At 63.9% G+C, this 23,188-nt stretch carries 25 protein-coding genes and 2 pseudogenes; 14 read left to right on the forward strand and 13 right to left on the reverse strand.

From position 1 onward, the window contains the following. The first annotated feature begins 24 nt into the window (after positions 1-24). On the forward strand, positions 25-864 hold the full coding sequence (locus tag A3AI_RS0131595) for an invasion associated locus B family protein (RefSeq protein ID WP_024519414.1): 840 nt from the start codon (positions 25-27) through the stop codon (positions 862-864). A 115-nt stretch (positions 865-979) separates the two neighbouring features. Here the strand turns inward: A3AI_RS0131595 and hspQ are convergent, their stop codons facing one another. Continuing rightward, positions 980-1,312, reverse strand: a complete 333-nt coding sequence (gene hspQ / locus A3AI_RS0131600) for a heat shock protein HspQ (protein ID WP_024519415.1) — start codon at positions 1,310-1,312, stop codon at positions 980-982. Positions 1,313-1,424: 112 nt separating this feature from the next. On the opposite strand from hspQ, the pseudogene A3AI_RS50335 reads away from it, so the two are divergent. Continuing rightward, positions 1,425-1,672: pseudogene (locus A3AI_RS50335) on the forward strand (AEC family transporter); the annotation flags it as partial. Between the two features lie 2 nt (positions 1,673-1,674). Continuing rightward, positions 1,675-1,857, forward strand: a complete 183-nt coding sequence (locus A3AI_RS50340; protein ID WP_036050186.1) for a hypothetical protein — start codon at positions 1,675-1,677, stop codon at positions 1,855-1,857. On the opposite strand, the gene A3AI_RS0131610 is transcribed toward A3AI_RS50340, so the two are convergent. After that, positions 1,826-3,058, reverse strand: coding sequence for a UbiH/UbiF family hydroxylase (locus A3AI_RS0131610; protein ID WP_024519416.1), 1,233 nt, complete (start codon positions 3,056-3,058; stop codon positions 1,826-1,828). The two genes, A3AI_RS50340 and A3AI_RS0131610, sit on opposite strands and share 32 nt — an antisense overlap. 153 nt (positions 3,059-3,211) lie before the next feature. Between A3AI_RS0131610 and pcsA the strand changes: the two genes are divergently transcribed. The 3 genes from pcsA (at position 3,212) to A3AI_RS0131625 (ending at position 5,730) form a co-directional block, all read left to right on the forward strand. Then, positions 3,212-3,949 (forward strand): phosphatidylcholine synthase, encoded by a 738-nt coding sequence (gene pcsA, locus A3AI_RS0131615; RefSeq protein ID WP_024519417.1) that lies wholly within the window; start codon positions 3,212-3,214, stop codon positions 3,947-3,949. Beyond that, complete coding sequence (locus tag A3AI_RS0131620) at positions 3,946-4,671, forward strand: TerC family protein (protein WP_024519418.1); 726 nt, start codon at positions 3,946-3,948, stop codon at positions 4,669-4,671. Before pcsA ends, A3AI_RS0131620 begins: the two co-directional genes overlap by 4 nt. An 84-nt stretch (positions 4,672-4,755) precedes the next feature. Continuing rightward, positions 4,756-5,730 carry a quinone oxidoreductase family protein gene (locus A3AI_RS0131625; protein WP_024519419.1) on the forward strand — a complete coding sequence of 325 codons (975 nt, stop codon included), beginning with the start codon at positions 4,756-4,758 and terminating at the stop codon, positions 5,728-5,730. A gap of 38 nt (positions 5,731-5,768) precedes the next feature. Here A3AI_RS0131625 and A3AI_RS0131630 read toward each other — a convergent pair whose 3' ends face one another. The 3 genes from A3AI_RS0131630 to rimO form a co-directional block, all read right to left on the reverse strand. Continuing rightward, positions 5,769-6,965 carry an acetylornithine transaminase gene (locus tag A3AI_RS0131630; RefSeq protein WP_024519420.1) on the reverse strand — a complete coding sequence of 399 codons (1,197 nt, stop codon included), beginning with the start codon at positions 6,963-6,965 and terminating at the stop codon, positions 5,769-5,771. Between the two features lie 233 nt (positions 6,966-7,198). Further along, a complete protein-coding gene (locus A3AI_RS0131635) occupies positions 7,199-7,432 on the reverse strand; it encodes a hypothetical protein (RefSeq protein ID WP_024519421.1) in 234 nt (77 codons plus the stop codon). 24 nt (positions 7,433-7,456) lie between these two features. Next, positions 7,457-8,782, reverse strand: a complete 1,326-nt coding sequence (rimO, locus tag A3AI_RS0131640) for a 30S ribosomal protein S12 methylthiotransferase RimO (RefSeq protein WP_024519422.1) — start codon at positions 8,780-8,782, stop codon at positions 7,457-7,459. A 113-nt stretch (positions 8,783-8,895) separates the two neighbouring features. Between rimO and A3AI_RS0131645 the strand changes: the two genes are divergently transcribed. The 6 genes from A3AI_RS0131645 to A3AI_RS48125 all read left to right on the forward strand — a co-directional run bounded on the left by A3AI_RS0131645 (position 8,896) and on the right by A3AI_RS48125 (position 15,634). Continuing rightward, entirely contained in the window at positions 8,896-9,507 is a 612-nt protein-coding gene (locus A3AI_RS0131645) for an ANTAR domain-containing response regulator (RefSeq protein WP_024519423.1), read from the forward strand. After that, on the forward strand, positions 9,504-10,664 hold the full coding sequence (locus A3AI_RS0131650; protein ID WP_024519424.1) for a CmpA/NrtA family ABC transporter substrate-binding protein: 1,161 nt from the start codon (positions 9,504-9,506) through the stop codon (positions 10,662-10,664). Before A3AI_RS0131645 ends, A3AI_RS0131650 begins: the two co-directional genes overlap by 4 nt. A gap of 365 nt (positions 10,665-11,029) precedes the next feature. Continuing rightward, positions 11,030-11,863, forward strand: coding sequence for a formate/nitrite transporter family protein (locus A3AI_RS0131660; protein ID WP_024519425.1), 834 nt, complete (start codon positions 11,030-11,032; stop codon positions 11,861-11,863). Positions 11,864-11,876: 13 nt separating this feature from the next. Next, the gene (locus tag A3AI_RS0131665; RefSeq protein WP_024519426.1) at positions 11,877-13,670 is read left to right on the forward strand and encodes a NirA family protein; all 1,794 of its coding nucleotides are present in this window, start codon (positions 11,877-11,879) and stop codon (positions 13,668-13,670) included. Beyond that, entirely contained in the window at positions 13,667-15,286 is a 1,620-nt protein-coding gene (locus A3AI_RS0131670; protein ID WP_024519427.1) for a sulfite reductase subunit alpha, read from the forward strand. Before A3AI_RS0131665 ends, A3AI_RS0131670 begins: the two co-directional genes overlap by 4 nt. 195 nt (positions 15,287-15,481) lie before the next feature. Next, positions 15,482-15,634: a hypothetical protein gene (locus A3AI_RS48125; RefSeq protein ID WP_198030250.1), complete on the forward strand. Its 153-nt coding sequence runs from the start codon at positions 15,482-15,484 to the stop codon at positions 15,632-15,634. Between the two features lie 7 nt (positions 15,635-15,641). Here the strand turns inward: A3AI_RS48125 and A3AI_RS0131680 are convergent, their stop codons facing one another. From A3AI_RS0131680 to pxpB, 3 genes are read right to left on the reverse strand one after another with little or no spacing between them, the layout of a single operon-like run. Further along, a complete protein-coding gene (locus A3AI_RS0131680; RefSeq protein WP_024519428.1) occupies positions 15,642-16,412 on the reverse strand; it encodes a LamB/YcsF family protein in 771 nt (256 codons plus the stop codon). Between the two features lie 32 nt (positions 16,413-16,444). After that, positions 16,445-17,476: a 5-oxoprolinase subunit C family protein gene (locus A3AI_RS0131685; protein WP_024519429.1), complete on the reverse strand. Its 1,032-nt coding sequence runs from the start codon at positions 17,474-17,476 to the stop codon at positions 16,445-16,447. Next, positions 17,473-18,204: a 5-oxoprolinase subunit PxpB gene (pxpB, locus tag A3AI_RS0131690; protein WP_024519430.1), complete on the reverse strand. Its 732-nt coding sequence runs from the start codon at positions 18,202-18,204 to the stop codon at positions 17,473-17,475. The genes A3AI_RS0131685 and pxpB overlap by 4 nt, the downstream gene beginning before the upstream one ends. Before the next feature lie 230 nt (positions 18,205-18,434). Between pxpB and A3AI_RS0131695 the strand changes: the two genes are divergently transcribed. Further along, positions 18,435-19,133 carry a ribonuclease activity regulator RraA gene (locus A3AI_RS0131695; protein WP_024519431.1) on the forward strand — a complete coding sequence of 233 codons (699 nt, stop codon included), beginning with the start codon at positions 18,435-18,437 and terminating at the stop codon, positions 19,131-19,133. A 122-nt stretch (positions 19,134-19,255) separates the two neighbouring features. Then, positions 19,256-19,660, forward strand: a complete 405-nt coding sequence (locus A3AI_RS0131700; protein ID WP_024519432.1) for a (R)-mandelonitrile lyase — start codon at positions 19,256-19,258, stop codon at positions 19,658-19,660. 147 nt (positions 19,661-19,807) lie between these two features. Here the strand turns inward: A3AI_RS0131700 and A3AI_RS43750 are convergent, their stop codons facing one another. From A3AI_RS43750 to A3AI_RS0131725, 5 genes and pseudogenes are all read right to left on the reverse strand, one after another. Next, positions 19,808-20,740, reverse strand: coding sequence for a DUF2182 domain-containing protein (locus tag A3AI_RS43750; protein ID WP_084801086.1), 933 nt, complete (start codon positions 20,738-20,740; stop codon positions 19,808-19,810). Between the two features lie 46 nt (positions 20,741-20,786). Next, positions 20,787-21,419, reverse strand: coding sequence for a DUF1326 domain-containing protein (locus A3AI_RS0131715; RefSeq protein WP_024519433.1), 633 nt, complete (start codon positions 21,417-21,419; stop codon positions 20,787-20,789). Between the two features lie 153 nt (positions 21,420-21,572). Beyond that, positions 21,573-21,737: a hypothetical protein gene (locus A3AI_RS48135; protein ID WP_156928028.1), complete on the reverse strand. Its 165-nt coding sequence runs from the start codon at positions 21,735-21,737 to the stop codon at positions 21,573-21,575. Further along, positions 21,733-21,872: pseudogene (locus A3AI_RS49485) on the reverse strand (aspartate/glutamate racemase family protein); the annotation flags it as partial. The gene A3AI_RS48135 and the pseudogene A3AI_RS49485, both read right to left, overlap by 5 nt. 44 nt (positions 21,873-21,916) lie before the next feature. After that, positions 21,917-23,185, reverse strand: coding sequence for an NAD(P)/FAD-dependent oxidoreductase (locus tag A3AI_RS0131725; RefSeq protein WP_024519434.1), 1,269 nt, complete (start codon positions 23,183-23,185; stop codon positions 21,917-21,919). Positions 23,186-23,188 lie beyond the last annotated feature (3 nt).

Here is a 23,188-nt window from a genome sequence, read left to right on the forward strand (position 1 = left end):
CCCGTTCAGAAAGGGTTTTCCGCAATGAATTTCCGCATTTTGGCCGCGTCGGTCGGACCGCGCGGGCGCTTTCTCGCCTTGTTGGCGGCAACAGCGCTCTCCGTTCCCTTCGCTTCCAGTGCTCAGGCTCAAACCGCGCCGGCGGCGCCCGCCGCCCCCAAGGCCAAGGCTGCCCCGAAGGCTGCCCCCAAGGCCCCGGCGCCTGCCGCTCAGGCCCCTGCTGCCCAGCCGGCGCCCGGCGCCCAGGCTCAGCAGCAGCCGGGGGCCCCAGGGCAGCCCGGCCAGCAGCCGCAGGCCGACCAGCAGATCCAGCTGATCTATGCGCCGTGGACCAAGTTCTGCCTCAAGGGCCAGGACGCCAACGCCAAGCAGGTTTGCTTCACGGGCAAGGACGGACGCATCGAGTCCGGCCAGCCGGTGATCGCGGCCGTCATCATCGAGCCGGAAGGCGAGCCGAAGAAAATACTCCGCGTGACGCTCCCGCTCGGCATGCAACTCGTGCACGGCACCCGTATCATCGTCGACAACAATCCGCCGCAGCAGAGCCCCTATGTGATCTGCTTCGCCAACGGCTGCATGTCCGACTATGAGGCGACCCCGCAGCTGATCGACAGCATGAAGAAGGGCCAGAACCTGGTGGTGCAGGCCATCAACGCCAACGGAGCGCCGCTGACGCTGCCGCTGCCGCTTGCCGAGTTCGGCAAGGCCTATGACGGTCCGCCGACCGATCCGAAGGTGTTCGAGGAGACCCAGAAGAAGCTGCAGGAAGAGCTGCAGAAGCGCGCCGAGGAGCAGCGTAAGAAGCTTGAAGATGCGCAAAAGGCCGGCGGCGGCGCGCCGACGTCCGCTGCGGCACCGAAGTAACAGCCGAACAGGACAAGCAAAAAGGCGCTCTTCAAGGAGCGCCTTTTTCTCTGGGCTGTTGGGAAGTTTGGACTGTTTGGAAGGTTGTCTCAAGAACGGCGGTAGAAAGGCGGCGCTAGTTCAACATCGGGTTGCGGGGACGATAGCCGCCCGCCTTGTCCTTGATGAAGATTTCAGCGACCTGCGAATGACGGATCGGCTCGTCGGAATTATCGGGCAAGAGGTTCTGCTCGGACACATAGGCCACGTATTCGGAGTCCGAATTCTCCGCGAGCAGATGATAGAACGGCTGGTCCTTGTGCGGCCGCACCGCTTCGGGGATCGACAGCCACCACTCCTCGGTGTTGTTGAACTCCGGATCGATGTCGAAAATTACCCCCCGGAAGGAGAATATCCGGTGGCGCACGATCTGGCCGATCTGGAACTTGGCGGTTCGCGCTTTGATCATCTCTTGTCGATAGACCATGACGGCCGGCGACGCTAGTGCCCGACCAGCGAATTAACCTTGTGAAGCGCCCGCTGGCGTCGCCTCGGGCCAAAAACCTCCCGAAACAAGTAAAATTCTCAACCTGGGCGTTCTGTATTTCTGCCTGATTTTCATTGGTTTTGCCTGCGGCAAGTCCAAAGGACTTCCCGAGGCCGGGCTCTCCGGGGTGAACTTTTTCCTTCTCCATGTATCGTTACCGGCGCTTTGTTCGTCATCACCTCGAAAACCCCGTTGAGCGAGCTCAACAACCCGTCGTTGCCGATCGCAACCACGCTCGGAACCGTGGCGGCTTTCGTTCTCGCGTTCCTGGCTGGGCGCGTTTGGTGGGCTGCGTCGTGCCGATGGCCTCGCCACGGGCGGCGCTGAATGTGTTCGTAATCACAAGTCAGAACGAGGCCTGGGTCGAGCAGGCCTCTGTCGCCGTGGCGATCGGAGCGTTTGCCTCGGTCGTCACGCTCGCCAGCGCGATGTGGCTCATCCGGAGCGGCCGGCTGACGTTTCCTTAAGCACATGCGGTCTTGAGCGCGCGCGCCAGGACGGCGCGAGGCCCTCGCGCATCGCAAGCCGCCGCAGCGGCCCGATCGAGCCGATCAGATGCAAGCCGGCCGCGCGCAGCGACTGCATGGGAAGCAAGTCACTGAGCAGCGAGCGGTTGGCGGCGTCGATCACGAAGGTGCGGCTCAACACATCGGCGCGCCGCGCGAAATCATAGCGTTGCAGCACGCGCGAGCCGCCGGGATCTTCGCCGTTTGCGAGCGCCTCGCGCACGAGTTCGGCGATGTCGTCGGCATCCCGCAGGCCGAGGTTGAGGCCTTGCGCACCGATCGGGGGAACGACATGGGCGGCTTCGCCGACCAGCACTACGCGCCTTGCCGCAAAGCGCTGCGGCCGCTCGATTGCCAACGGAAATACGTAGCGTCCCGGCTCGACCCGGACGCGGCCGAAGATGAAATGCGACTGCTTCTCGGCCACCTCCGACAACTCCTCGTCGGAGAGCGCGCGCAGCCGTTCGGCTTCCTTGGGCGCCGCAACCCACACCACGCTGCAGCGATTGCCGGGCAGGGGCACGAAGACGCACGGGCCGTGCGATGTGTGAAACTCGGTCGAGACATTACGGTGCGGCCGGGCATGGTCGATGTTGAAGGTCAACGCCGCCTGGTCCAGCTCGCGCCGCGTAACCGCAATGCCCGCGGCCTCCCGGCACAGCGAGTGCCGACCGTCCGCGCCGACGACCAGGCGGGCGGACACCGAGGCGCCGCCGGCGGTCGTGATGGTGACCTCGTCATCGCCGGGAACGACGGTTTCGGCCTCGTCGTCCAGCCGCGTCAGGCTCTGGATTTCTGCCGCCCGCGCCTCGAGCGCTGCGACAAGAATGCGGTTCTGGATATTGTAGCCGAACGCCTCGAGCCCGATTTCATCAGCGGAAAAGCGCACTTCCGGCGCGCGGATCAGCCGGCCGGTATCGTCGACCAGCCGCATTGCGGACAACGGCGCGGCCTGGTCGCGGCAGGGGGCCCAGACGGCGAGCTCGTCCAGGAAGTCGATGGAGCCGCCGAGCAACGCCGTGGTGCGGTTGTCGGCGTAAGGAGCGCAGCGCGCGATCAAGACCGTGCGGCTGCCCGCCTGCGCCAGCGCGATGGCCGCGGAAAGGCCGGCCGGGCCGCCGCCGACCACAGCGACATCATAGCTTGAGGAAACGTTACTCATGAAAGAACAATTGAACCTCACACGCCACATTTTCAAGATCGCAAAAGACGACAGACGAGGCCTTGTTCCACCTCAATACGGCCCGCGACGCGGCGGAACGCCGCAAGAGTGGATGTGCAAATGACATCGATTCCTGATAGCACTTCCGCTTCCATGACGCGTCAGATCAGCGAGCCAGAGCCACCACACACCGCGCCGGGTGCGCGCGCTGCAGCATTTTCGGTGCACGTGTTCACCGCGCTCGGCGCGGGCGTCGCCTTGCTCGCGCTGCTCGAGGCGGTGCGCGAGCATTGGGCCGCCATGTTCTGCTGGCTCGGCGCCGCCCTTGTGATCGATGGGGCGGACGGTCCGATGGCACGGCGGCTGGACGTCGGGCGGCTGCAGCCGAACTGGTCCGGCGATGTGCTCGACCTCGTCGTGGATTTCGTCACTTACGTCTTCGTGCCGGCCTATGCCATCACCGCGAGCGGCTTGTTGCTGCCACTGGCCGCGCCGGTTCTCGGTGCCGGCATCGCGGTTACCGGTGCGCTCTATTTCGCCGACCGCCGCATGAAGGGCGCGGACAACCATTTTCGTGGCTTCCCCGGCTTGTGGAATCTTGCCGCTTTTTATCTGTTCATGCTGCATTGGCCACCGATCCTGTCGACCCTTGGCGTGTTCATGCTGATCGTGGCGACTTTCCTGCCATTCCATGTGCTGCATCCGATGCGCACAGTGCGGCTGCGCCGGCTGACGTTGAGCTTGATCCTGCTCTGGAGCCTGCTCGGTTTGTACACGCTGCTCAGCGATTTCGACGTCGGCGTCGGCGTCAAGATCGCGATGTGCGTCATCGCCGTCTATGTGGTGGCGAGCGACGGCGCAATCCGGCTCCTGAGATCGTTCAAGGCATGATCGAGCTGCTCGTCAGTCCCGAGGCCTGGGCAGCGCTGTTGACGCTGACCGCGCTCGAAATTGTGCTCGGTATCGACAACGTCATTTTCATCTCCGTGATCGTCTCGCGGATCCCGGAGCCCAACGCGACACGTGCGCGCCGGATCGGGCTTGCGCTGGCGCTCGTGTTTCGCGTCGTGCTGCTGAGCATCCTGGTATGGCTCATTGGCCTGACCGAGGCAGTGTTGACCGTTAATGGCCAGGCCTTCTCCTGGCGCGACATCATCCTGATCGGCGGTGGCCTGTTTCTGATCGGCAAGGCGACGCATGAGATCCATGGCGAGGTCGAGGGCCTGGCCGCCGGAGCAAACGGCAAGGATCATGGATCGAGCGCCTTCCTCCTGGCGATCGCGCAGATCACGGTCATCGACATGGTGTTCTCGCTCGATTCCATCATCACCGCCATCGGCATGGCCCAGGAGCTTGCCATTATGATCGCAGCGGTCGTGATCGCCTGTTTCATCATGTATGCTTCATCGGGCCCGGTGGCGCGCTTTGTGGCGGCGCATCCGACCACCAAGATGCTGGCGCTAGCCTTCCTGGTGCTGATCGGGGTCGCGCTGGTCGCGGACGGCTTCAAATTCCACATCCCGCGCGGCTACATCTACTTCGCTATCGCCTTTTCGGCAGCGGTTGAGTTCTTCAACGTGCTCGCCCGGCAGAACCGGAAAGCCGGTGGGTGAGGCGCCTTTCGCAGCCCCCGAGTTGACATTAAGGGCGCGATGGCTTTCGCTTCGTGAGCCTGCATATCAGTCAGGAGGTGGGCAATGACCAAGGCCGTGCGCGTGCACAAGGTGGGAGGACCGGAGGCGCTGGTCTATGAGGCCATCGAGGTGCCGGCGCCGGCCCCCGGCGAGGTGCGCGTCCGGCAGCACGCGGTCGGGCTCAACTTCATCGACGTTTACTATCGTACCGGACTCTACAAGGCACCTGGCCTGCCGTTCATTGCCGGCAACGAGGCCGCCGGCGAGGTGGTCGCGGTCGGGGCGGGGGTAACGCATTTTCATCCCGGCGATCGCGTCGCCTACTACGCCAATCTCGGGGCCTATGCGAGCGAGCGCAACATCCTCTGGGACCGGCTCGTGAAACTGCCCGACCACATCACCTATGAGCAGGGCGCCGTGCTGATGCTCAAGGGGCTGACGGTGTGGTATCTCCTGCACAAGGCCTTCAAGGTCGAGCCGCACCATCGCGTGTTGATTCATGCCGCAGCCGGCGGCGTTGGCTTGCTCGCCTGCCAATGGGCCCGCGCGATGGGAGCGCATGTGATTGGCACCGTCAGTACCGAGCAGAAGGCCGAGCTCGCGCTCGCCAATGGCTGCGATCATGTGATCCTCTACAACAAGGAGGACTTCGTCGCGCGCGTGAAGCAGATCAGCCGCAACGAGCTGTGCGACGTGGTCTATGACGGGGTCGGCAAGGCGACCTTCCCGGGCTCGCTGTCCTGCCTCAAGCCGCGCGGACTGTTCGTCAGCTTCGGCAATGCGTCGGGCCCGGTGCCGCCGTTCGCTATTGCCGAATTGAACAATCACGGTTCGCTGTTTGCGACACGCCCGAAGCTCAACGACTATATCGGCACCCGCAAGGAACTGCTGGAGGGCGCCGATACACTGTTTGCCGCCGTCATCAACGGCACGCTGCGCGTGCCGATCAATCATGCCTACGCGCTGAAGGATGCCGCGAAGGCGCATGTCGACCTGGAGAGCCGGGCAACGACGGGCGCCTCGATTTTGAAGCCCTAGGCTGGATGGCCGGGACACGCCCGGCCATGATGGAGGAGCTACGCCACCCGCCGTGCGGCGCCGGCCTTGGTCAGCATCACATCAATCTGGTCGATCATCTGCGCAATCTCCTCGCGACTGACATTGAGTGCGGGCATGAAGCGCAGCGCATCCGGTTGCGGCGAGTTGAGCAAGAGGCCCTTGTCCAGGGCTTGAGCGACCAGCGCCGGCCCGATCGGCAGTTTCAGGTCGAGCGCAAGCAGGAGCCCGCGGCCGCGCACCTCGCCAAGGCCGTGCCGTGTCGACAGGCGCTGCAACTCGCGCTCGAGAAGGTGGCCGCTATCGACAACCGACCTCAGAAACTCCGGCTTGCTCACCTGCTCAAGCACCGCGAGCCCCGCCGCACACATCAGTGAATTGCCGTTGAACGTGCCGCCCTGGTCGCCATGCTCGAAGCACGCTGCCTCCTCGGTCGCCAGCAGTGCCGCCAGCGGTGCGCCGCCGCCGATGCCTTTGCCGAGCGTCATGATGTCGGGCGTGATCCCCGTATGCTCGTAGTGGAAGAGCTTTCCCGTGCGGCCCATGCCGGTCTGGATCTCGTCGAAGATCAGAAGCAGGCCGTGCGCCTGCGTGAGCTCGCGCAACTCCCGCAGGAATTGATCGGTTGTGGGCCACACGCCGGCCTCGCCCTGGATCGGCTCCAGCATCACGGCCACCGTGTTCTTGCTGATCAATTCGCGCACGGAGGCGATGTCGTTGAGGCGCGCTTTGGCGAAACCCTTGACCTTGGGCTCGAACAGCGGCTCGAAGGCCTTCTTGCCCGAGGCGGACATGGTGGCGAGCGTCCGACCATGAAAGCCACCCTCGAAGGTGATGATCTCAAAGGCGCCGTTCTTGTAGAGCGCGCCATATTTGCGCGCGAGCTTGATCGCGCCCTCATTGGCCTCGGCGCCGGAATTGGCAAAGAACACCTGGTCGAACGCGCTGTTCTCGACCAGCGCCGTGGCAAGCTCGAGGCTCGCGGCGTTGAAATAGGCGGGGCTCGCCGTGATCAGCGTTTTTGCTTGGGTTGCGATCGCCTCCGCCACCGAGGGCGGTGAATGGCCGAGGCAGTTCACCGCCCAGCCCTGGATGAAATCGAGATAGCGCTTGCCGGTGTCGTCCCACAGCCAGGAGCCTTCGCCGCGCACGAACACCGTCTTCGGGCGCGCGGTGATGTCCATCAATGCGTCGAAGCAATAGGCAGCGTTGCTCATGGCAGAGTTCTCCTTGCAGGTCTTGGTTGAAGAGGCGGGCAGAAATGCAAAGAAGGCCGCAACTTTTTCGGTTGCGGCCTTCTCGAAAGCTAGGAGCTGATTAAGCTAATTCAGCGCTGGCGTCGGACATGGCGCAACCGATCATCGTCACGGCGGTGACGACGGCAGGCGTTGCGGCGCGGGGTCCGGTTACAAATCATGTCGTCGGCCATACAGCCGAAGGGCAGCCGCTGTCAAGCAGCTCGGAAGCCGGGCCGCTCCTGATCCGAGGCGGGCAGCTCGTACCAGATGGTCACGACGATGAACGGCGAAGCGCCGTCGGCCGGCGTCCTGGCGACTGCGGTGACCACGGTTTCCGTCTTGAGGATGGTTGCGCCATCGAGCTTGGCGAGCCAGGCGTTGACCTGCTCTTCGACCACGCTCGCGCTGACATCCATGAAGATCTTGACCTTCAGAGGCTTCGGCATTGTCCCAAGCTCCTCTTTGTCCGATTAGAACCCCGCAACGCTGCCGTGCAGGTCGTATTCGTCCGACCGTTCGATTTTCGCAGTGACGATCTCCCCGACGCGCAAGGGGCGGCGGCTCGAGAGGTACACCGATCCGTCGATCTCAGGCGCATCCGCTTTCGACCGTCCTCTTGCGACAGTTGGTCCGACCTCGTCGATGATCACCTGCTGGCGTGTGCCGACCTTGCGCTTGAGCCTGCGTGCGGAGATCTTCTGCTGGCGCGCCATCAAGGCATTCCAGCGCTCCTGCTTGACCTCGTCTGGCACTGGATTGGGCAACGCGTTCGAGGTCGCGCCCGCGACCGGCTCATATTTGAAGCAGCCGACACGATCGAGCTCGGCCTCCTCTAGCCAATCCATGAGATAGGCGAAGTCCGCCTCGGTCTCGCCGGGGAAGCCGACAATGAAGGTCGAACGCAGCGCAAGTTCCGGACATTGCGCGCGCCAGGTCTGAATGCGCGCCAACGTCTTGTCCTGCGCCGCGGGACGCCGCATCGCCTTGAGGATCTCGGGACTGGCATGCTGGAAGGGAATGTCGAGATAGGGCAGCACTTTGCCCTCGGTCATCATTGGGATGACGTCGTCGACATGCGGATAGGGATAGACATATTGCAGCCGGACCCAGGCAAGGAGCTCGCCGAGCTCCTTTGCGAGGTCGACGAATTTGGCGCGGACCTCACGGTCCTTCCAGGGGCTCGCCTGATAGCGGAGATCAACCCCGTAGGCAGAGGTGTCCTGCGAGATGACGAGCAACTCCTTGACGCCGGCGCCGACCAGCCGCTCCGCCTCGCGCAGCACGTCATTGGCCGGGCGCGACACCAGGTCACCGCGCAGCTTCGGGATGATGCAGAAGGTGCAGCGGTTGTTACAGCCCTCGGAAATCTTCAGATAGGCATAGTGCCGCGGCGTGAGCTTGATGCCCTGCGGCGGGACCAGGTCGAGATGCGGATTGTGGACAGGCGGCAGCGCGCGATGGACGGCCTCCAGCACACTCTCATACTGTTGTGGACCGGTGATCGACAGCACACCGGGATAGGCCTGCTCGATCTGCTCCGGTTCGGCACCCATGCAGCCGGTGACGATGACCTTGCCGTTCTCGGCCATGGCCTCGCCAATGGCGGTCAGCGATTCCTGCTTGGCGCTGTCGAGGAACCCGCAGGTATTGACGATCACGACGTCAGCGCCGTCATGCTTGCGGGCAAGCTCATAGCCCTCCGCGCGCAGGCGCGTGATGATACGCTCGGAATCGACGAGCGCCTTGGGGCATCCAAGCGAAACAAAGCTTATTCTTGGCGCAGCCGCCTCTTGCATTGTCCAAATCTGCCTGATTGTTGGTCGTCAGCTAGTCCTAAAAGCGCACAAAGACAAGGCTTCAAGGTGGAATTTGGCGTGCTATGCATGATGGTTCGGAAGACGAGTGATCGATGACCGCCGAACAGCCGCCGCCCAAAGCCGAGCAGGCGCCCAAAATCGTGATTGTGGACGAAAGTCCGATCCGCGCCGCCATCCTGGAGGAGGGGCTGCGCGAGGCCGGGTACAGCAGTGTGGTCCGCATCAGTGAGATGCAGAGCCTGCTTGCCCGCATCTATGCCCTCGACCCCGATATCATCGTCATCGACCTCGAAAATCCCAGCCGGGACATTTTGGAGCAGATGTTCCAGGTCAGCCGGGCTGTGCGCCGGCCGATCGCCATGTTCGTCGACCAGAGCGATGCCGCCTCGATCCAGGCCTCCGTCGACGCCGGGGTCTCCGCCTATATTGTGGACGGGCTGAAGAAGGAGCGGATCAAGTCGATTCTCGACCTCTGCGTCTCCCGCTTCAATGCCTTCGCGAAGCTGCAGGACGAGCTCGACCGTACCAAGATGGCGCTGGAAGAGCGCAAGGTGATCGATCGCGCCAAGGGAATTCTGATGAAATTGAAGGGGCTGACCGAGGAGGAAGCCTACGTCTTGCTGCGCTCCACCGCGATGCGCGAAAAGAAAAAGATCGGCGAGATCGCGCAGTCGATCCTGACCGCTTCGGAGCTCTTGAAATGACGGCCCCCCTTCACATCGGCTTCATTCCGCTGGTCGATGCCGCGGCCCTGATCATCGCCGTCGACAAGGGATATACGGAGGCCGAAGGTCTTGACGTGAACCTGGTGCGGGAAGTGTCGTGGTCCAATGTGCGCGACAAGCTGAATATCGGCCTGTTCGAGGCGGCGCATCTTCTGGCACCGGTTGCCATCGCCTCAAGCCTCGGCATCGGCCATGTCAAGGTGCCGATCGTGGCGCCGTTCAATCTCGGCATCAATGGCAATGCCATCACCGTCTCGCCGGCGCTGCATGCGGCGATCATGGCCGAAATCGACGGCGACCGCTTCGATCCGATGGCGACGGCGCGTGCGCTGGCGCGTGTCGTGGCGGCGAGGCGCGAGAGCGGTGCCGAGCCATTGACCTTCGCCATGACGTTCCCGTTCTCCACCCACAATTACCAGCTGCGGTTCTGGATGGCGGCGGGCGGCGTTGATCCGGACGAGGACGTGCGGCTCGTGGTGCTGCCGCCGCCTTTCATGGTCGAAAGCCTCGAGAACGGACATGTCGACGGCTTCTGTGTCGGCGCGCCCTGGAACTCCATCGCCGTCGATCGCGGCGTCGGCCACATCCTGCATTTCGCGGCGGACGTCCTGGTGCATGCGGCGGAGAAGGTTCTTGCGATCCGCCAAGGCTGGGCGGAGAAAAACCCCGATGTGGTGGTGCGCCTGACACGCGCGGCGATCCGCGCCGCCGAGTTCATCGAGCAGCCGGGCAATCGCGCCGAGGCCGCGCGCATGCTGGCGCGGCCGGAACGGATCGGGGTCGAAGCCGAGGTGATCCAGCGGACGCTGGATGGGCGGCTTAAGATCTCGCCCGATGGCACGATCCGTGAGAGCGCCCGCTATCTGCTGATCGGTCGGGAGGGCGCGGGGCGGCCCGATCCGGTCCAGGCCGCGTGGCTTTACTCGCAGATGGTACGCTGGGCGCAGACCACGGTCAGCGAGGAAGCGCTCAAAGCCGCCATGGCCGTGTTCAGGCCGGATCTCTATGATGCGGCGCTCGGCGTCGCCGCTCGTCCGGCAAGCCGCCCGGTTGGCGCGTTCGACGGGCCGGAATTCGACCCCCGGGACATTGCGGGCTATCTGGCCTCATTCAAGATTTTCCGTCGGCCCGTCTGATCCCCCACCGCACCGATCAAAAACTAGGCAACCCGATTCGTTGCACGCCGTTTGGGCTTGTGCCCTTATAAAAGGCATGGATTGCCATTCATTTGATGCGCTGCGAAATTTACAACCATCTGATTTTTCGTGATTTTATCGTGAATGCTGCGTTGGCACACAATTTGAATCAGGGATTTTGAGCCAGCAGCCGGAGATGCCCGCTGGCCCAAATCCAAGATGGATTTCCGCAGCAACGACGCTGATCGGTTCGCTCCGTTGGTTCCGATTGCGCATTTGGCCGTTGCATCGAACTCCAGAGCGATCACGCAAACCCCGTTCACTCGCTGGGACCACGCTGTGCGCGTGGCGGCTGGAGCTTCGCTATGGATTACGCCAAACCCTCTGACGTCGTTGCCGCGATGATCGAAGCCGGCTTGAAGAAGCTGGCGCTTGCCCCACGCGATCTCTTGATCCGCGGCGCCATTTCCGGCGCGCTGCTCGGCGCCGCCACCACGCTCGCCTTCACCGGCGCCGTGACCACCGGCCAGCCGCTGGTCGGCGCCCTGATCTTTCCCGTCAGCCTCGTGATGATCGTGCTGCTCGGACTCGAGCTCGTCACCGGAAGTTTTGCGCTGGTGCCGCTCGCGCGCCTCGAAGGCAAGGCGAGCTGGAATGCGGTGATCGCCAATTGGTCCTGGGTGTTCCTGGCGAACCTGCTCGGCAGCATCGCCTTTGGCGTGCTGATCGCGATCTCGCTCACCAACATGGGCAAGGTCGAAGTCGCCGGCGTCGCCGCGCGCATCGTCGCGGTCGCTGAGGCCAAGACGGTCGGCAATGCGGCACTTGGCACCGCCGGCATGGTCAGCGTCTTTATCAAAGCCATTCTCTGCAACTGGCTGGTCTGCCTCGGCGTCGTGATGGCGATGACCTCGACCTCCACGGTCGGCAAGATCGCAGCGACATGGCTGCCGATCTTCCTGTTCTTCGCGCTCGGCTTCGAGCACGCCGTGGTCAATATGTTCGTGATCCCGACCGGCATGCTGCTCGGCGCCAAGGTCAGCGTCTACGACTGGTGGGTGTGGAATCAGATCCCGGTGACGCTCGGCAACGTGATCGGCGGTTTCGTCTTCACCGGCCTTGCGCTCTACGTCACCTACAAGCCCGCGAAACAGACCATCTCCGCTGCGCCCGTCGCCGCGCAGGCCGCTGCCGAATAGGGACATGGACGTCATGAAACTCGAAACAGTCCCGGTCGATTTTACCGACGAGCAGAAGCGCTACCTCGAAGGATTCACGACGGGGTTGCAGATCAGCCGCGTCGGCCGTGGCCTTGGTGGCGGCGCCGCTGCCAAGGGCAATGCCGAGCCGATCGGGCCGGATGCGATCCACTTCAAGGCGCAGGACAAGGTCACTGCAAACGGCAAGAAGCTTGCGGACCAGGAGAAGTTCAAGCGCGAGGAGCATCCCTTCGATGCCTATGAGCGGCTGAAGGACCAGTCGAAAAACAACACGGCGCCATCGCCGGCCGATAATTTCCGCTGGCGCTATTACGGCATCTTCTATGTCGCGCCGGCGCAGGATTCCTACATGTGCCGGCTGCGCATTCCGAACGGCATCATGAAGCATTGGCAGTTCGCTGGCCTGGCCGATCTCGCGGAAAGCTACGGTGGCGGCTACAGCCACGTCACCACCCGCGCCAATCTTCAGATCCGGGAGATTCTTCCGAAGAATAGCGTGGCGCTGATCGAGGGCATCCAGGATATCGGCCTGTGCTCGCGCGGTTCCGGCGCGGACAATATCCGCAACGTCACGGGCACACCGACGGCCGGCATCGATCCGCAGGAACTGATCGACACGCGCCCCTACGCGCGCGAATGGCACTATCACATCCTGAACGACCGCTCGCTCTACGGCCTGCCGCGCAAGTTCAACGTCGCCTTCGACGGCGCCGGCCGGATCGCGGTGCTGGAAGACACCAACGACATTTCGTTTGCCGCAGTCGAGGTGAAGGAGGGCTTCGACATCGAGCCTGGTGTGTGGTTCCGGCTCGGGATCGGCGGCATCACCGGACACAAGGATTTCGCCAAGGAGACCGGCATCATCGTCAAGCCGGAAGAGGCAACCGCTGTCGCCGATGCGATCGTGCGCCTCTTCATCGAGACCGGCGATCGGACCAATCGGTTGAAGGCGCGACTGAAATATGTGCTCGACTCCATCGGCGTCGACAAGTTCATGGAGACGGTCGAGGAGAGGCTGGGTAGCAAATTCGCGCGCGTGCCGGCCGAGGCCATTGCGCCGCGCCCGGCCTTCGACCGCATGGCCCATATCGGCGTGCACAAGCAGAAGCAGGACGGCCTGAACTGGATTGGCGTGGCGCTGCCGCTCGGCAAGCTCACCTGCGAGCAGATGCGGGGGCTGTCAAAGATCGCGCAGGATCTCGGCGATGGGGACATCCGTCTCACTGTCTGGCAGAACCTGCTGCTTCCGGGTGTGCGCGACGAGAGCATCGCGCTCGCCACCGCTGCGATCGAAAAGCTGGGATTAGCGGTGCAGGCCTCGCAAATCCGCGCCGGCCTCATCGCCTGCACCGGCAACAAGGGCTGCAAGTTCGCGGCCTCCGACACCAAGGGACATGCGGCTGCGATCGGCGACTGGTGCGAGGGCCGGGTCAATATCGAGACGCCCCTCAACATCCATCTGACCGGCTGCCATCATTCCTGCGCCCAGCACTATATCAGCGACATCGGCCTGATCGCGGCCAAGGTGCCCACGGGCGAAGGCGAGGGTGATGATGTGGTCGAGGGCTATCATCTCTTCGCCGGCGGCGGCTTCGGTCCGAACGCCGAAATCGGCCAGGAAGTCTATCACGACGTCAAGGCGTCTGATGCGCCACAGACCGTCGAGCGGCTGTTGAAGGCCTATCTGGCCCATCGCGCCTCACCCGACGAGACCTTCCTCAGCTTTGCCCGCCGTCATGACGGCGAAACATTGCGCAAGCTCGCGGACGCAGAGGTGTCCTCATGAACCAGATCGCGCCACCCCCGAAGATCGAGATCATTCCGACCAGCGCGCCGTTTTCGGAGGCGCAGCGCTCCTGGCTCAACGGCTTCTTCGCCGGCCTGTTGTCAAACGACACGCCCGTGCCGCTGTCGGCGGAGCAAGGCGCGGCGCTGCTGCCGGGCGCCGCTGCGGACGACGATGACGACGATTCGCCATGGCATGACCAGACGCTGCCGATCGCCGAGCGCATGAAACTCGCCGAGGGCCGCCCGCTGAAGCGTCGGATGATGGCAGCGATGGCGCAACAGGATTGCGGTCAGTGCGGTTACAATTGCCGCGACTATTCCAATGCGATCGCCGACAAGAGCGAAGCGCGGCTCAATCTCTGCGTTCCCGGCGGCAAGGAAACCGCCCGGATGCTGAAATCGCTCTATGAGGAAATCGACAAGGCGCCTGCGAAGCCGGCGCCTCCGACGTCGGCTAGCGATGTTGCACCGGCGCCGGCCGTGTCCGTCGTGGTTGTGGAGCCGGGCCGCTCCCGCGACAATCCGGCGGACGCGGTCTTTCTCGGGCGGCGCCTGCTCAACAAAAAGGGTTCCGAGAAGGAAACCTATCACATCGACTTCGATCTCTCGGACGCCGGCCTCGATTACGTCGTTGGCGATTCCTTCGGCGTGTTCGCCAACAACGATATCGGCCTGGTCGATCAGATCATCGCGCTGCTCGGCGCCTCCCATACCACCAAGGTCAACGGCAAGACGCTGCGCGAAGCCCTGACCACGGATGTCTCGCTATCGCCAGCGCCTGACAGCTTGTTCGAGCTGATCTCTTTCATCACCGGCGGCGCGCAGCGCGAAAAGGCGCGGGCGCTGGCGCAAGGCGAAGATCCGGACGGCGATGCGGCCACGCTCGACGTCATGGCGGCGCTGCAGAAATTCTCCGGCGTCCGTCCGCACCCCGAGGCCTTTGTCGAGGCGTTGGAGCCGCTGCAGCCGCGGCTTTATTCGATCTCATCCTCGCACAATGCAACGCCCGGCAAACTGTCGCTGACGGTCGATTGCGTGCGTTATGTGGTCGGCAAGCGCAAGCGGCTGGGCCTTGCCTCGACTTTCCTTGCCGAGCGCATCAAGGAAGGCGGGAAGCTCAAGGTCTATGTGCAGAAGGCGCACGGCTTTGCGCTGCCGCAGGATCCGAAGACGCCGATCATCATGGTCGGTCCAGGTACCGGCATCGCGCCGTTCCGCGCTTTCCTGCAGGACCGCAGGGCGACCGGAGCCGCGGGCAAGAACTGGCTGTTCTTCGGCCATCAGCGCAGCGACTGCGACTTCTTCTATGCCGACGAGCTCAACGCCATGAAGACGGCGGGTCTGCTCACGCGCCTCTCGCTCGCCTGGTCACGCGACGGCGCCAAGAAATTCTATGTGCAGGACCGCATGCGCGAGGTTGGGCGCGAAGTGTGGACGTGGCTCGCCGAGGGCGCGCATCTCTACATCTGCGGCGACGCCAAGCGCATGGCCAAGGATGTAGAGCGTGCCTTGGTCGACATCGTCGCCCAGTTCGGCGCACGCTCGACGGATGAAGCCATCAGCTTTGTCAATGAGCTGAAGAAGAAGGGACGATTCCAGCAGGATGTCTATTGACGCCGGAATGAGCAGCGATCAGCTCAATTTTCGCGCGAGTTGAGCGAATAAATTTCTCGTTGTGCCGGTTCTCATGGAATTTTCGGCTGGGAACCGGGACGATGCGACCGCACGCATCACTATTTTGCTATTCGCCCTTGCGACGGGGACGCGAAGCGATTTGATTTGTGCGCAATGGGGAGTTGGAGAACCACCATGCGCGAACTCTCGGCGGAAGCCCGCCTGCATTTTCACGCGCGCTCTCTGTCTCGCCGTAGCCGCACCGGATTCCATCTAGTGGCACTCTACAGCGCGTTTGCCGTGATCGCGGCCGTCGTATTCGGCACGCTCTCGGTGCATCCGTTCTAGCAGATGATCACGCCGCGCGCTTGAACGGCGCGACCGCGATTCCCGCATCGGACAATCCCTTCCGCAGCACTTGCGCGATGTCGACGGCGCCGGGCGTGTCGCCGTGAATGCACACGGTGTCCGTGCGCATCTTCATGCGCTTGCCGTTGACCGAGATCACCTCGCCATCCTGCACCATGCGCACGACGCGCTCCGTGATCAGCCTGGCGTCATGCAGCACCGCGCCCGGCTTGCGGCGTGACACGAGCTGGCCGTCGTCCTCATAGGCGCGATCGGCGAAGACTTCGTGCACCATCGGCAAGTTGGCCTTTTCACCTGCCGTGACCAGGCGTGAATTGGCGAGTACCACGAAGATCAGGCTCGGATCGACCGCCTTGATGGCGTTGGCGATCGCCTGCGCCGTCATATCGTCCTCGCAAGCAACATTGGAGAGCGCCCCATGTGCCTTGACATGCGTCACCTTGTGACCAGCGGCGGTCGCAATCGCCTGCAGCGCGCCGATCTGGTAGGCGACCATGTTCTCGATCTCCGACGATTTCAGCCCCGGCACCGGCCGGCGTCCGAAACCATGCAGATCGCGGTAACCCGGATGCGCGCCGATGCTGACCCCGCGCGCTTTCGCGAGCTCCACGGTCTTGCGCATGATATCGGCGTCGCCCGCATGGAATCCGCAGGCGATGTTGACCGAGGTCGCAAGCTCGATCATGGCCTCGTCATTGCCCATCACCCAGGGGCCAAAGCTTTCGCCGAGATCGCAATTGAGATCGATGCTGCTCATGGTGTTTGCCTTCTTGATTTCAGCCTTTGATCCTAAATTGATGTGTGCCAGGTGTCGGCATCAACAGCGCTGACGGCGTGGCCTGCGACATTCGCATCATGCAGCGCCTCGACATTGAGTTGCATGCTTTCGATGCCGCGCAGGCAATCGGGCAGGGCGCGCAACAATTGCACGAATTTCTTCGCTTCCGCCTGCGCCTCGACCATGCCGATCGCCTTGAAGCGGAAGCCGGTTCCGGCGGTGGTCTGTGCCAGCCGGCCAAGGTCGGCGGAGATCACAGTTGCGATCTTGGGATATCCACCAGTGGTGCCCCGGTCCGGCATCAGCACGATCGGCGCGCCGTTGCCGGGGACCTGGATGCTGCCGTCCACTGTTCCGTCGGAGACGATATTGTGGCCATGCAGGTGTTTGATGACAGGACCTTCCAGCCGGTAGCCCATGCGGTCGCTGGTCGGCGAGATCTTCCACTCGCTGCCAAGGAACAGCTGCCTGGCCTCATCGGCGAACTCATCGTCCTGCGGCCCGAGCAGCACTCGGATCGAGCCGCTCGCCGTCTGGGGCAACTCGATGCGCCGCTCCGGAGTGCCACTTGCCGCCATTGCGGGCAGCTCGTCGCCGGCCTGGAGCGGGCGCTGATAGGGGCTGCCGAGGCCCGCGCGGGCGTTCACCGCGAGACTACCGAACATCGGCTCGCCCGTGATGCCGCCTTCAATGGCGAGGTAGCTGAACGCGCCGCCTTTGGCGAAGCCGAGCGTCAAGGTCTCGCCGTCCGGAATGGTCATTGAGGTGTCGAAGGCCACTAGCCGTCCCGCGATATCAGCGTTGCGCGTAGCGCCGGCAAGGGCGACGCGCACCGCGCCGCCGCGAGCCCTGAAGGCCGTGCCGAACGGGCCGATCTCGACGGCCGCCGCGAACGGTGCATTGCCGAGCAAGGTGTTGGCGGCTGCGAGCCCCAGGCGGTCCATCGCGCCGCTCGGCGTCAGTCCATAGCGTTGTGCACCGTGGCGCCCGCCGTCCTGGACGGAACTCGCCGGTCCAATGCTGACGATAATGAGCTTGGTCATGACGTCATCAACTCGGCAACCGGGTCGCCGTGTTCCGCGGCCTTGTCCTGCTCGGCAAATCTCTTCTCGTCGATGGCAAAGAAGCTGATGCGGTCACCAGGCTCCAGCAGGAAGATCGGCTTGCGATGCAGATGATAGGTTCGCATCGGCGTGCGTCCGATCAGGTGCCAGCCGCTGGGGCCGGCGAGACACTGGATGCCGGTCTGCACGCCACCGATCGACACCGTGCCCGGCGGCGTCAGGATGCGCGGGTTCTGCCGCCGCGGCATATGCAGGAATTTTTCCAGGCCGGACAGATAGGACCAGCCGGGCGTGAAGCCGATCATCGCGACGCGATAGTCGCCCGCGACATGGCGTGCAACGATCTCGTCAGGCGTGGTGTTCAGCGTCCTGGCGACATGCTCGAGGTCAATGCCGTTTTCGCCGCCATAGGTCACCGGCACGCGCCAATGTTTTGTCTTTGCATTCGGAGGCGCCGGGACTTTGGCCAGCGCAAGAAGCTTTTCGCCAAGCGTCTCGAAAGCGATCTGGCAGGGATCGTAGTGTACGAGAAGCGAGCGATAGGTGGGCACGGTCTCGGTCACGCCTGCAATCGGGGCTGCTGATACCGCGCGATCGAGCGCCAGCACGCGCCGATTGGCGGCATCGTCGATATGCCCTGAAAATTCGACCGTGATGGCGCTGTCGCCACTCGGCAGAAGACGGGGCGGGTGGAGCGTGGCTTCCATGACCTCACAATGTCGCAACCGCACGGTTGAAAGCTGTAGCTTGTTTTGCGTCCGAACGGAATCTGTTCCTTTGAAAAAATCCCGCAAGTTCAATAAATTAATGCGATGTCTGGCGATAAGCCGGTGTTATCGCGATGGTGCCATTCCGCCCTCGCATCTTCGCCCTTGACGGAAGGTCCGCACCCCGCAAGATGCGCCCGCGATTTTTCATTCAAGGAGCCTCATCTTCGATGTCCCTCACCCCCGACGCCATCGCGACCCTCACCAAGGTTTCCACCGCGACCATCACCACGGTCCTTCTGAAAAAGGGATTGCGAAACGTCTGGATGCGTGGCGCGCGGCCGCTGCGTCAGGGCCAGAAGCGGCTTGTCGGTCCCGCCTTCACGCTGCGCTTCGTGCCGGCACGCGAGGATCTGGCGACGCCGGAATCCTGGTCGTCGCCGATCTCCACCCGCACCGCGATCGAGGCGATGCCGGAGGGCTGCATCGCCGTGGTCGATGCGATGGGCATTTCCGACGCCGGCATCTTCGGTGACATCCTTTGCGCGCGCATGTTCAAGCGCGGCGTCACCGCGCTGATCACTGACGGCGTGGTGCGCGATCTCGAGGGCGTGATGGGTACGAACCTGCCGGTCTGGTGCAATGGCTACGCCGCGCCGCCGTCGGTCGCGGGCCTGACCTTCGTCGGTTGGGGCGAGCCGATCGGGTGCGGCGGCGTTGCCGTGTTTCCCAATGATGTCGTGGTCGCCGACCAGGATGGCGCGGTGCTGATCCCGCAGGCCTTCCTCGAGCACGTTCTGGCCGAGGGCCCCGAACAGGAACGGATGGAAGCCTGGATCGTCAATGAGGTGAACAATGGCGCCGTCTTGCCAGGCCTGTATCCGATGAATGCCGAGACCAAGGCCCGCTACGCCGCTTCGAAGAAATGACCGCGAAGAGGTAGGTGGGTCAAGCGCGAGCGAAACCCGCCAGGCCGCCCGCGGCGATGAAAGGCGGTGGGTTTTGCTGCGCTCTACCCATCCGACAGAACGGAAATCAAGGGAGAATAACCATGGACATCTATCTCGCCGGATCGCGCCCAACCCGCCGCGCGTCCGCCGACAGCTTCACGGGCACGGTCTGGCAGGACCCGATCATCACCCCGCAGACGCCGGCACGCGTGGCCTCCGCCCGCGTCGCTTTCGAGCCCGGCGCCCGTACCGCCTGGCACACCCATCCGCTCGGGCAAACGCTCTATGTGATCCAGGGCGTGGGACGGGTGCAGACCAAGGGCGGTCCGATCCGCGAGATCAAGGCCGGCGACGTGGTCTGGATTCCGCCGAACGAGAAGCACTGGCATGGCGCCACCCCAACCACAGGCATGGTCCATGTTGCGATGCATGAATCGCTGGACGGCAATCACGTGACCTGGATGGAGCACGTCACCGACGCCGAATACAACGGCGCGGTCGGGTAGCTGCCCGTTACTCAAATCCGCTGCGCGGTCCAGGTGCCTGAGCAGATTGCGCCGCGCCAGGTGCCTGATCCCGACGTGCCCGAGAGGTGGCCGATGCCTGTGGCGTGCTTGAGGCCGCTGGCCAGCGACACGCTGATCGAGCCGGAATCAGCGACATGGCCGGATGCGGTCATCACCGGAGGAGGCGACGCGCCCATTGCTGATGCCGAAGGATGTGCTGGCGCCATCGCATTGGGTGGCTTGAGGGGCTGTGACGGCTGTCACAGGCGCCGAAGACGCTATCCAGACCCCTGCGGCGACACAGGCAAGCCCGGCGGCCCGCGCGACCCACCGTCCCCACGGCGTAAGCTTCTCCAGAAGCACAAGCAGCGCCAGGAGCGCGATCCAAAGCACGTTCATCACGCCGACCACGAACAGGAGCGCCATCAGGACCCAGCAGCAGCCGACGCAATAGGCTCCGTGACGCAGCCCCAGCCCCAGGCATCCTGGCACATCGCCGCGAAAGCCGCCGTGGCGCATCAGGAATCCGAGCGGCGTCTGGCATTGGGTGAGGCAAACGTCCTTGAGCGGCGTCCACTGGTAGACGCCGGCCGCGATCAGCACGACCGCTGCAAGCGAGTTGCTGGTGCTTGCCATGCGGGGTCCGAGCAGAGCCTCGCGTTCCAGCCCCCATTGGACCAGCGTCGCCACCAGGGAAAAGCCCATCCAGGCCAGGAAGTAGCCGGCGGCGAACCAGCCGGTCGCGGCGAGCGGCTTGCCCGCGATCCTCCCTTGCCGGCCGACGCGGGCGTACATGAGGATCATCGGGGCCGCCGAGGGCGCCATCATGCCGACCATCATCACCGCCCACATCAGGAACACAAACGAGAACTCGATCGCTCGCCATGGCTCGCTGGTCGGCAACATGATTCCGATCCCGGCCGGGATCATGCGGAATTCGCTCATGTCCATGCCGCCCATGTCCATGTCAGCGGCGAGCCACAGCACATAGGCCCACGCAAGCGCAACGATCGCCCCGAGGGCGCCAGCAACGATGAGGCGATCCCGTCGCAGCACCGTTTCCAGCGTGCCGCCGGTCATATGCTGCGAAACTCACCGGCCCGGCCGGACCGTGTCGCGACAAGCTTCACGACTGGTTCGACCAGCGGATGGACGCGTAGAGGCCGTTCTTGCCGGAATTATCCCACCGCATGCCGTGATCGTTGTAGGTGTTGCCGTCGGCTCCGACGGCCATTGCCATCTTGTCGGGGCTGACTGGATGACCAATGTTCGCCCAGATCTCCCCACTGGGATGCATGGTCGGCAGCGGATCGACGGACATGTGCAGAATGCCCGGAATTTCCGCGGAGCGCGTCTTGCCGTCGATCCGGAATGTGATCGGGACCTTGCTCACCCCCAGGTTCGTGCTGATCAGCGGAGTGAACGCAGCCATGGGTCCGCCGGCGGCGCCGGTAAAGATCGCACCCAGGGCGTCGGTCTGCTTGTCATCGGCGCGCTGATCGATATAGGCGGCCACCGACCAATTTCCGTCTGCCATCACCCCAGGCGCGTGGAGCATGACCGCCACGTTGAGGTCGTCGAGCGCGACGTCGCCATAGCGGCCGCTGTCAATGTGGAAAAGCAGCGGCACGTTGCAGAAGCCCTCGGTTGGTCGCGAGGTCAGGGGGGCGGCTGCCGACACGAGGCACGGACAGATGACGCTGCAGTTGCAATTTTCGAAATAATCACCGGAAAGGTGCCATTGGACCTGGTCAGCCATTGCTCTCTCCTGCTGGTTCGAAACCGACCGGTTGCTATCGGATGAGCTATATCGGCGGGGATGGTACACTGTTCGGCAAAGTGCCGAAAGCCGCTTCCCCTGTGCTACATCCATCGATTGATCCGCAGAGGAGCGTCTCCGCTCCTGGTGAAGCTACTCTGAAGCCACGCCAACGATCGCCCGGCGACGCGCGCCGGCTGGCCAGGGTGGATAGCCGCCGGGGTAACGTCCGGCCTGCGGATCAGCGTTTTCCAGCGCCCAGCGCAGCGGCGTGCAGCTGACGCAGAGCCGCTTGGCGAGCTCGCCTTCGTTCAACAAGGCCGACGCGTTTTCCCGGCGGCAACGTTGCCTGCACCCAGGGCACCTGCATCAGCGACGATGTCGCAACCGGCACGCAACGGCGGCCGCGATCTCTTTCTGGAACAGCGAGAGGAAGCCGCAATTGGTGGTGACGGGAGGTCAAGATGGTTCGCTCGCTCACGAGGCAGTCTCGCTGGTCAAAGGAAACGTTCGGGTGAGAAGGGTGCGAGCGGAATTTCCGGCTCGCGGCGGCTGAGGAGCTGCGCGACCAGGCGGCCGGTCCGTGCCGAGCCGACCAGGCCGACATGGCCGTGGCCGAAGGCATAGACCACATCCTCGGTCGCGCGGGCATACCCGATGCAGGGCCGGCCATCGGGCATGCTCGGCCGGTGCCCGAACCAGGACTTGATGCGGGACGCTGGAATGTCCTTCGCGAGATTCGGAAACATGCTCTGGAGATTGTCGCGAAGGATGTCGGCGCGCTTCCAGTTCGGCGGCGCATCAAGACCTGCGATCTCGACGGTGCCGGCGGCGCGCAGGCCCCGGTCGGTCCAGTTCACCACCATCTTGGCATCGGAGGCCATCATGGACATGCGCGGGCCCACACCCGGGTCTTCGATCATGACGTGATAGCCGCGCTCGGTTTCCAGCGGCAGGTTGTCGCCGATGGAGGCCGCGAGCGCGCGCGACCGTGCGCCGGCCGCGACGACAGCAGCGTCGCAAGCTATCTCGCCGCGGTCGGTAACGACGCCGACGAGTTTGCCGTTCTGAAGCTTGAGCGCGGTTGCTTTCGCTGTCACGCGCTGTGCGCCGCGCGCGACGGCGAGCTCGGCGAGGGCCGCGACATATCTGCCGGGATTGCGGCAGCGCCCGGCCTCCTCGACCAGCACGCCGAACGTATAGCGCGGGTGAAGCTCGGGCTCGCGCTGGCGCATCTCGTCGGCGGACAGCTCAAGCCAGTCGATGCCGACGCGCTTGCGGATGCGCCAGCCGAGATCGGCATCGAACGGCGCGCGTGACGGAAAGATGTGCATTACGCCATTGCGCTCGATCAACTCGGGAACGCCGGCTTCCTCGGCGAGCCTTTTGTGCAGGGAAGGGGCGTCCTTCAGAAGCGGGCGCAGCGCGCGCGCCGTCACCTCGATCTTGGCTTCAGTCGATCCCGACCGCAGATAGCGGATCAGCCAGGGCAGCGCCTTCGGCAGATAAGACCAGCGGATCGCAAGCGGCCCGAGCGGGTCCATCAGATATTTCGGCACCTTCTTCCAGACGCCGGGTTCGGCCGGCGGGATCACCGAATGCGACGATAGCCAGCCCGCATTGCCATAGCTTGCCGCCTGCGTGCCGCCAGGCTCGCCGGGGTCGATCAGGGTCACGCGATGGCCGTCGCGCAGCGCCTCGATGGCGCTGATTGTGCCGACCGCGCCGGCTCCGACAACGGCGATGTGGCGCGCGCTGCTGGTCATCGC

This window comes from Bradyrhizobium sp. Tv2a-2 (assembly GCF_000472425.1).
In the GTDB taxonomy this organism is placed as follows: domain Bacteria; phylum Pseudomonadota; class Alphaproteobacteria; order Rhizobiales; family Xanthobacteraceae; genus Bradyrhizobium.

Excerpts from the sequence above, each read along its gene's own strand:
- hspQ (WP_024519415.1), bottom strand. The coding sequence starts at position 1,312 with ATGATCAAAGCGCGAACCGCCAAGTTCCAGATCGGCCAGATCGTGCGC.
- A3AI_RS0131725 (WP_024519434.1), bottom strand. The coding sequence starts at position 23,185 with ATGACCAGCAGCGCGCGCCACATCGCCGTTGTCGGAGCCGGCGCGGTC.
- A3AI_RS0131670 (WP_024519427.1), top strand. The coding sequence starts at position 13,667 with ATGAACCAGATCGCGCCACCCCCGAAGATCGAGATCATTCCGACCAGC.
- pxpB (WP_024519430.1), bottom strand. The coding sequence starts at position 18,204 with ATGGAAGCCACGCTCCACCCGCCCCGTCTTCTGCCGAGTGGCGACAGC.
- rimO (WP_024519422.1), bottom strand. The coding sequence starts at position 8,782 with ATGCAAGAGGCGGCTGCGCCAAGAATAAGCTTTGTTTCGCTTGGATGC.
- A3AI_RS0131635 (WP_024519421.1), bottom strand. The coding sequence starts at position 7,432 with ATGCCGAAGCCTCTGAAGGTCAAGATCTTCATGGATGTCAGCGCGAGC.
- A3AI_RS0131645 (WP_024519423.1), top strand. The coding sequence starts at position 8,896 with ATGACCGCCGAACAGCCGCCGCCCAAAGCCGAGCAGGCGCCCAAAATC.
- A3AI_RS43750 (WP_084801086.1), bottom strand. The coding sequence starts at position 20,740 with ATGACCGGCGGCACGCTGGAAACGGTGCTGCGACGGGATCGCCTCATC.
- A3AI_RS48125 (WP_198030250.1), top strand. The coding sequence starts at position 15,482 with ATGCGCGAACTCTCGGCGGAAGCCCGCCTGCATTTTCACGCGCGCTCT.
- A3AI_RS0131685 (WP_024519429.1), bottom strand. The coding sequence starts at position 17,476 with ATGACCAAGCTCATTATCGTCAGCATTGGACCGGCGAGTTCCGTCCAG.
- A3AI_RS0131700 (WP_024519432.1), top strand. The coding sequence starts at position 19,256 with ATGGACATCTATCTCGCCGGATCGCGCCCAACCCGCCGCGCGTCCGCC.
- A3AI_RS0131665 (WP_024519426.1), top strand. The coding sequence starts at position 11,877 with ATGAAACTCGAAACAGTCCCGGTCGATTTTACCGACGAGCAGAAGCGC.
- A3AI_RS0131630 (WP_024519420.1), bottom strand. The coding sequence starts at position 6,965 with ATGAGCAACGCTGCCTATTGCTTCGACGCATTGATGGACATCACCGCG.
- pcsA (WP_024519417.1), top strand. The coding sequence starts at position 3,212 with ATGACGCGTCAGATCAGCGAGCCAGAGCCACCACACACCGCGCCGGGT.
- A3AI_RS0131715 (WP_024519433.1), bottom strand. The coding sequence starts at position 21,419 with ATGGCTGACCAGGTCCAATGGCACCTTTCCGGTGATTATTTCGAAAAT.
- A3AI_RS0131695 (WP_024519431.1), top strand. The coding sequence starts at position 18,435 with ATGTCCCTCACCCCCGACGCCATCGCGACCCTCACCAAGGTTTCCACC.
- A3AI_RS0131650 (WP_024519424.1), top strand. The coding sequence starts at position 9,504 with ATGACGGCCCCCCTTCACATCGGCTTCATTCCGCTGGTCGATGCCGCG.
- A3AI_RS0131620 (WP_024519418.1), top strand. The coding sequence starts at position 3,946 with ATGATCGAGCTGCTCGTCAGTCCCGAGGCCTGGGCAGCGCTGTTGACG.
- A3AI_RS0131595 (WP_024519414.1), top strand. The coding sequence starts at position 25 with ATGAATTTCCGCATTTTGGCCGCGTCGGTCGGACCGCGCGGGCGCTTT.
- A3AI_RS0131660 (WP_024519425.1), top strand. The coding sequence starts at position 11,030 with ATGGATTACGCCAAACCCTCTGACGTCGTTGCCGCGATGATCGAAGCC.
- A3AI_RS0131680 (WP_024519428.1), bottom strand. The coding sequence starts at position 16,412 with ATGAGCAGCATCGATCTCAATTGCGATCTCGGCGAAAGCTTTGGCCCC.
- A3AI_RS0131610 (WP_024519416.1), bottom strand. The coding sequence starts at position 3,058 with ATGAGTAACGTTTCCTCAAGCTATGATGTCGCTGTGGTCGGCGGCGGC.
- A3AI_RS0131625 (WP_024519419.1), top strand. The coding sequence starts at position 4,756 with ATGACCAAGGCCGTGCGCGTGCACAAGGTGGGAGGACCGGAGGCGCTG.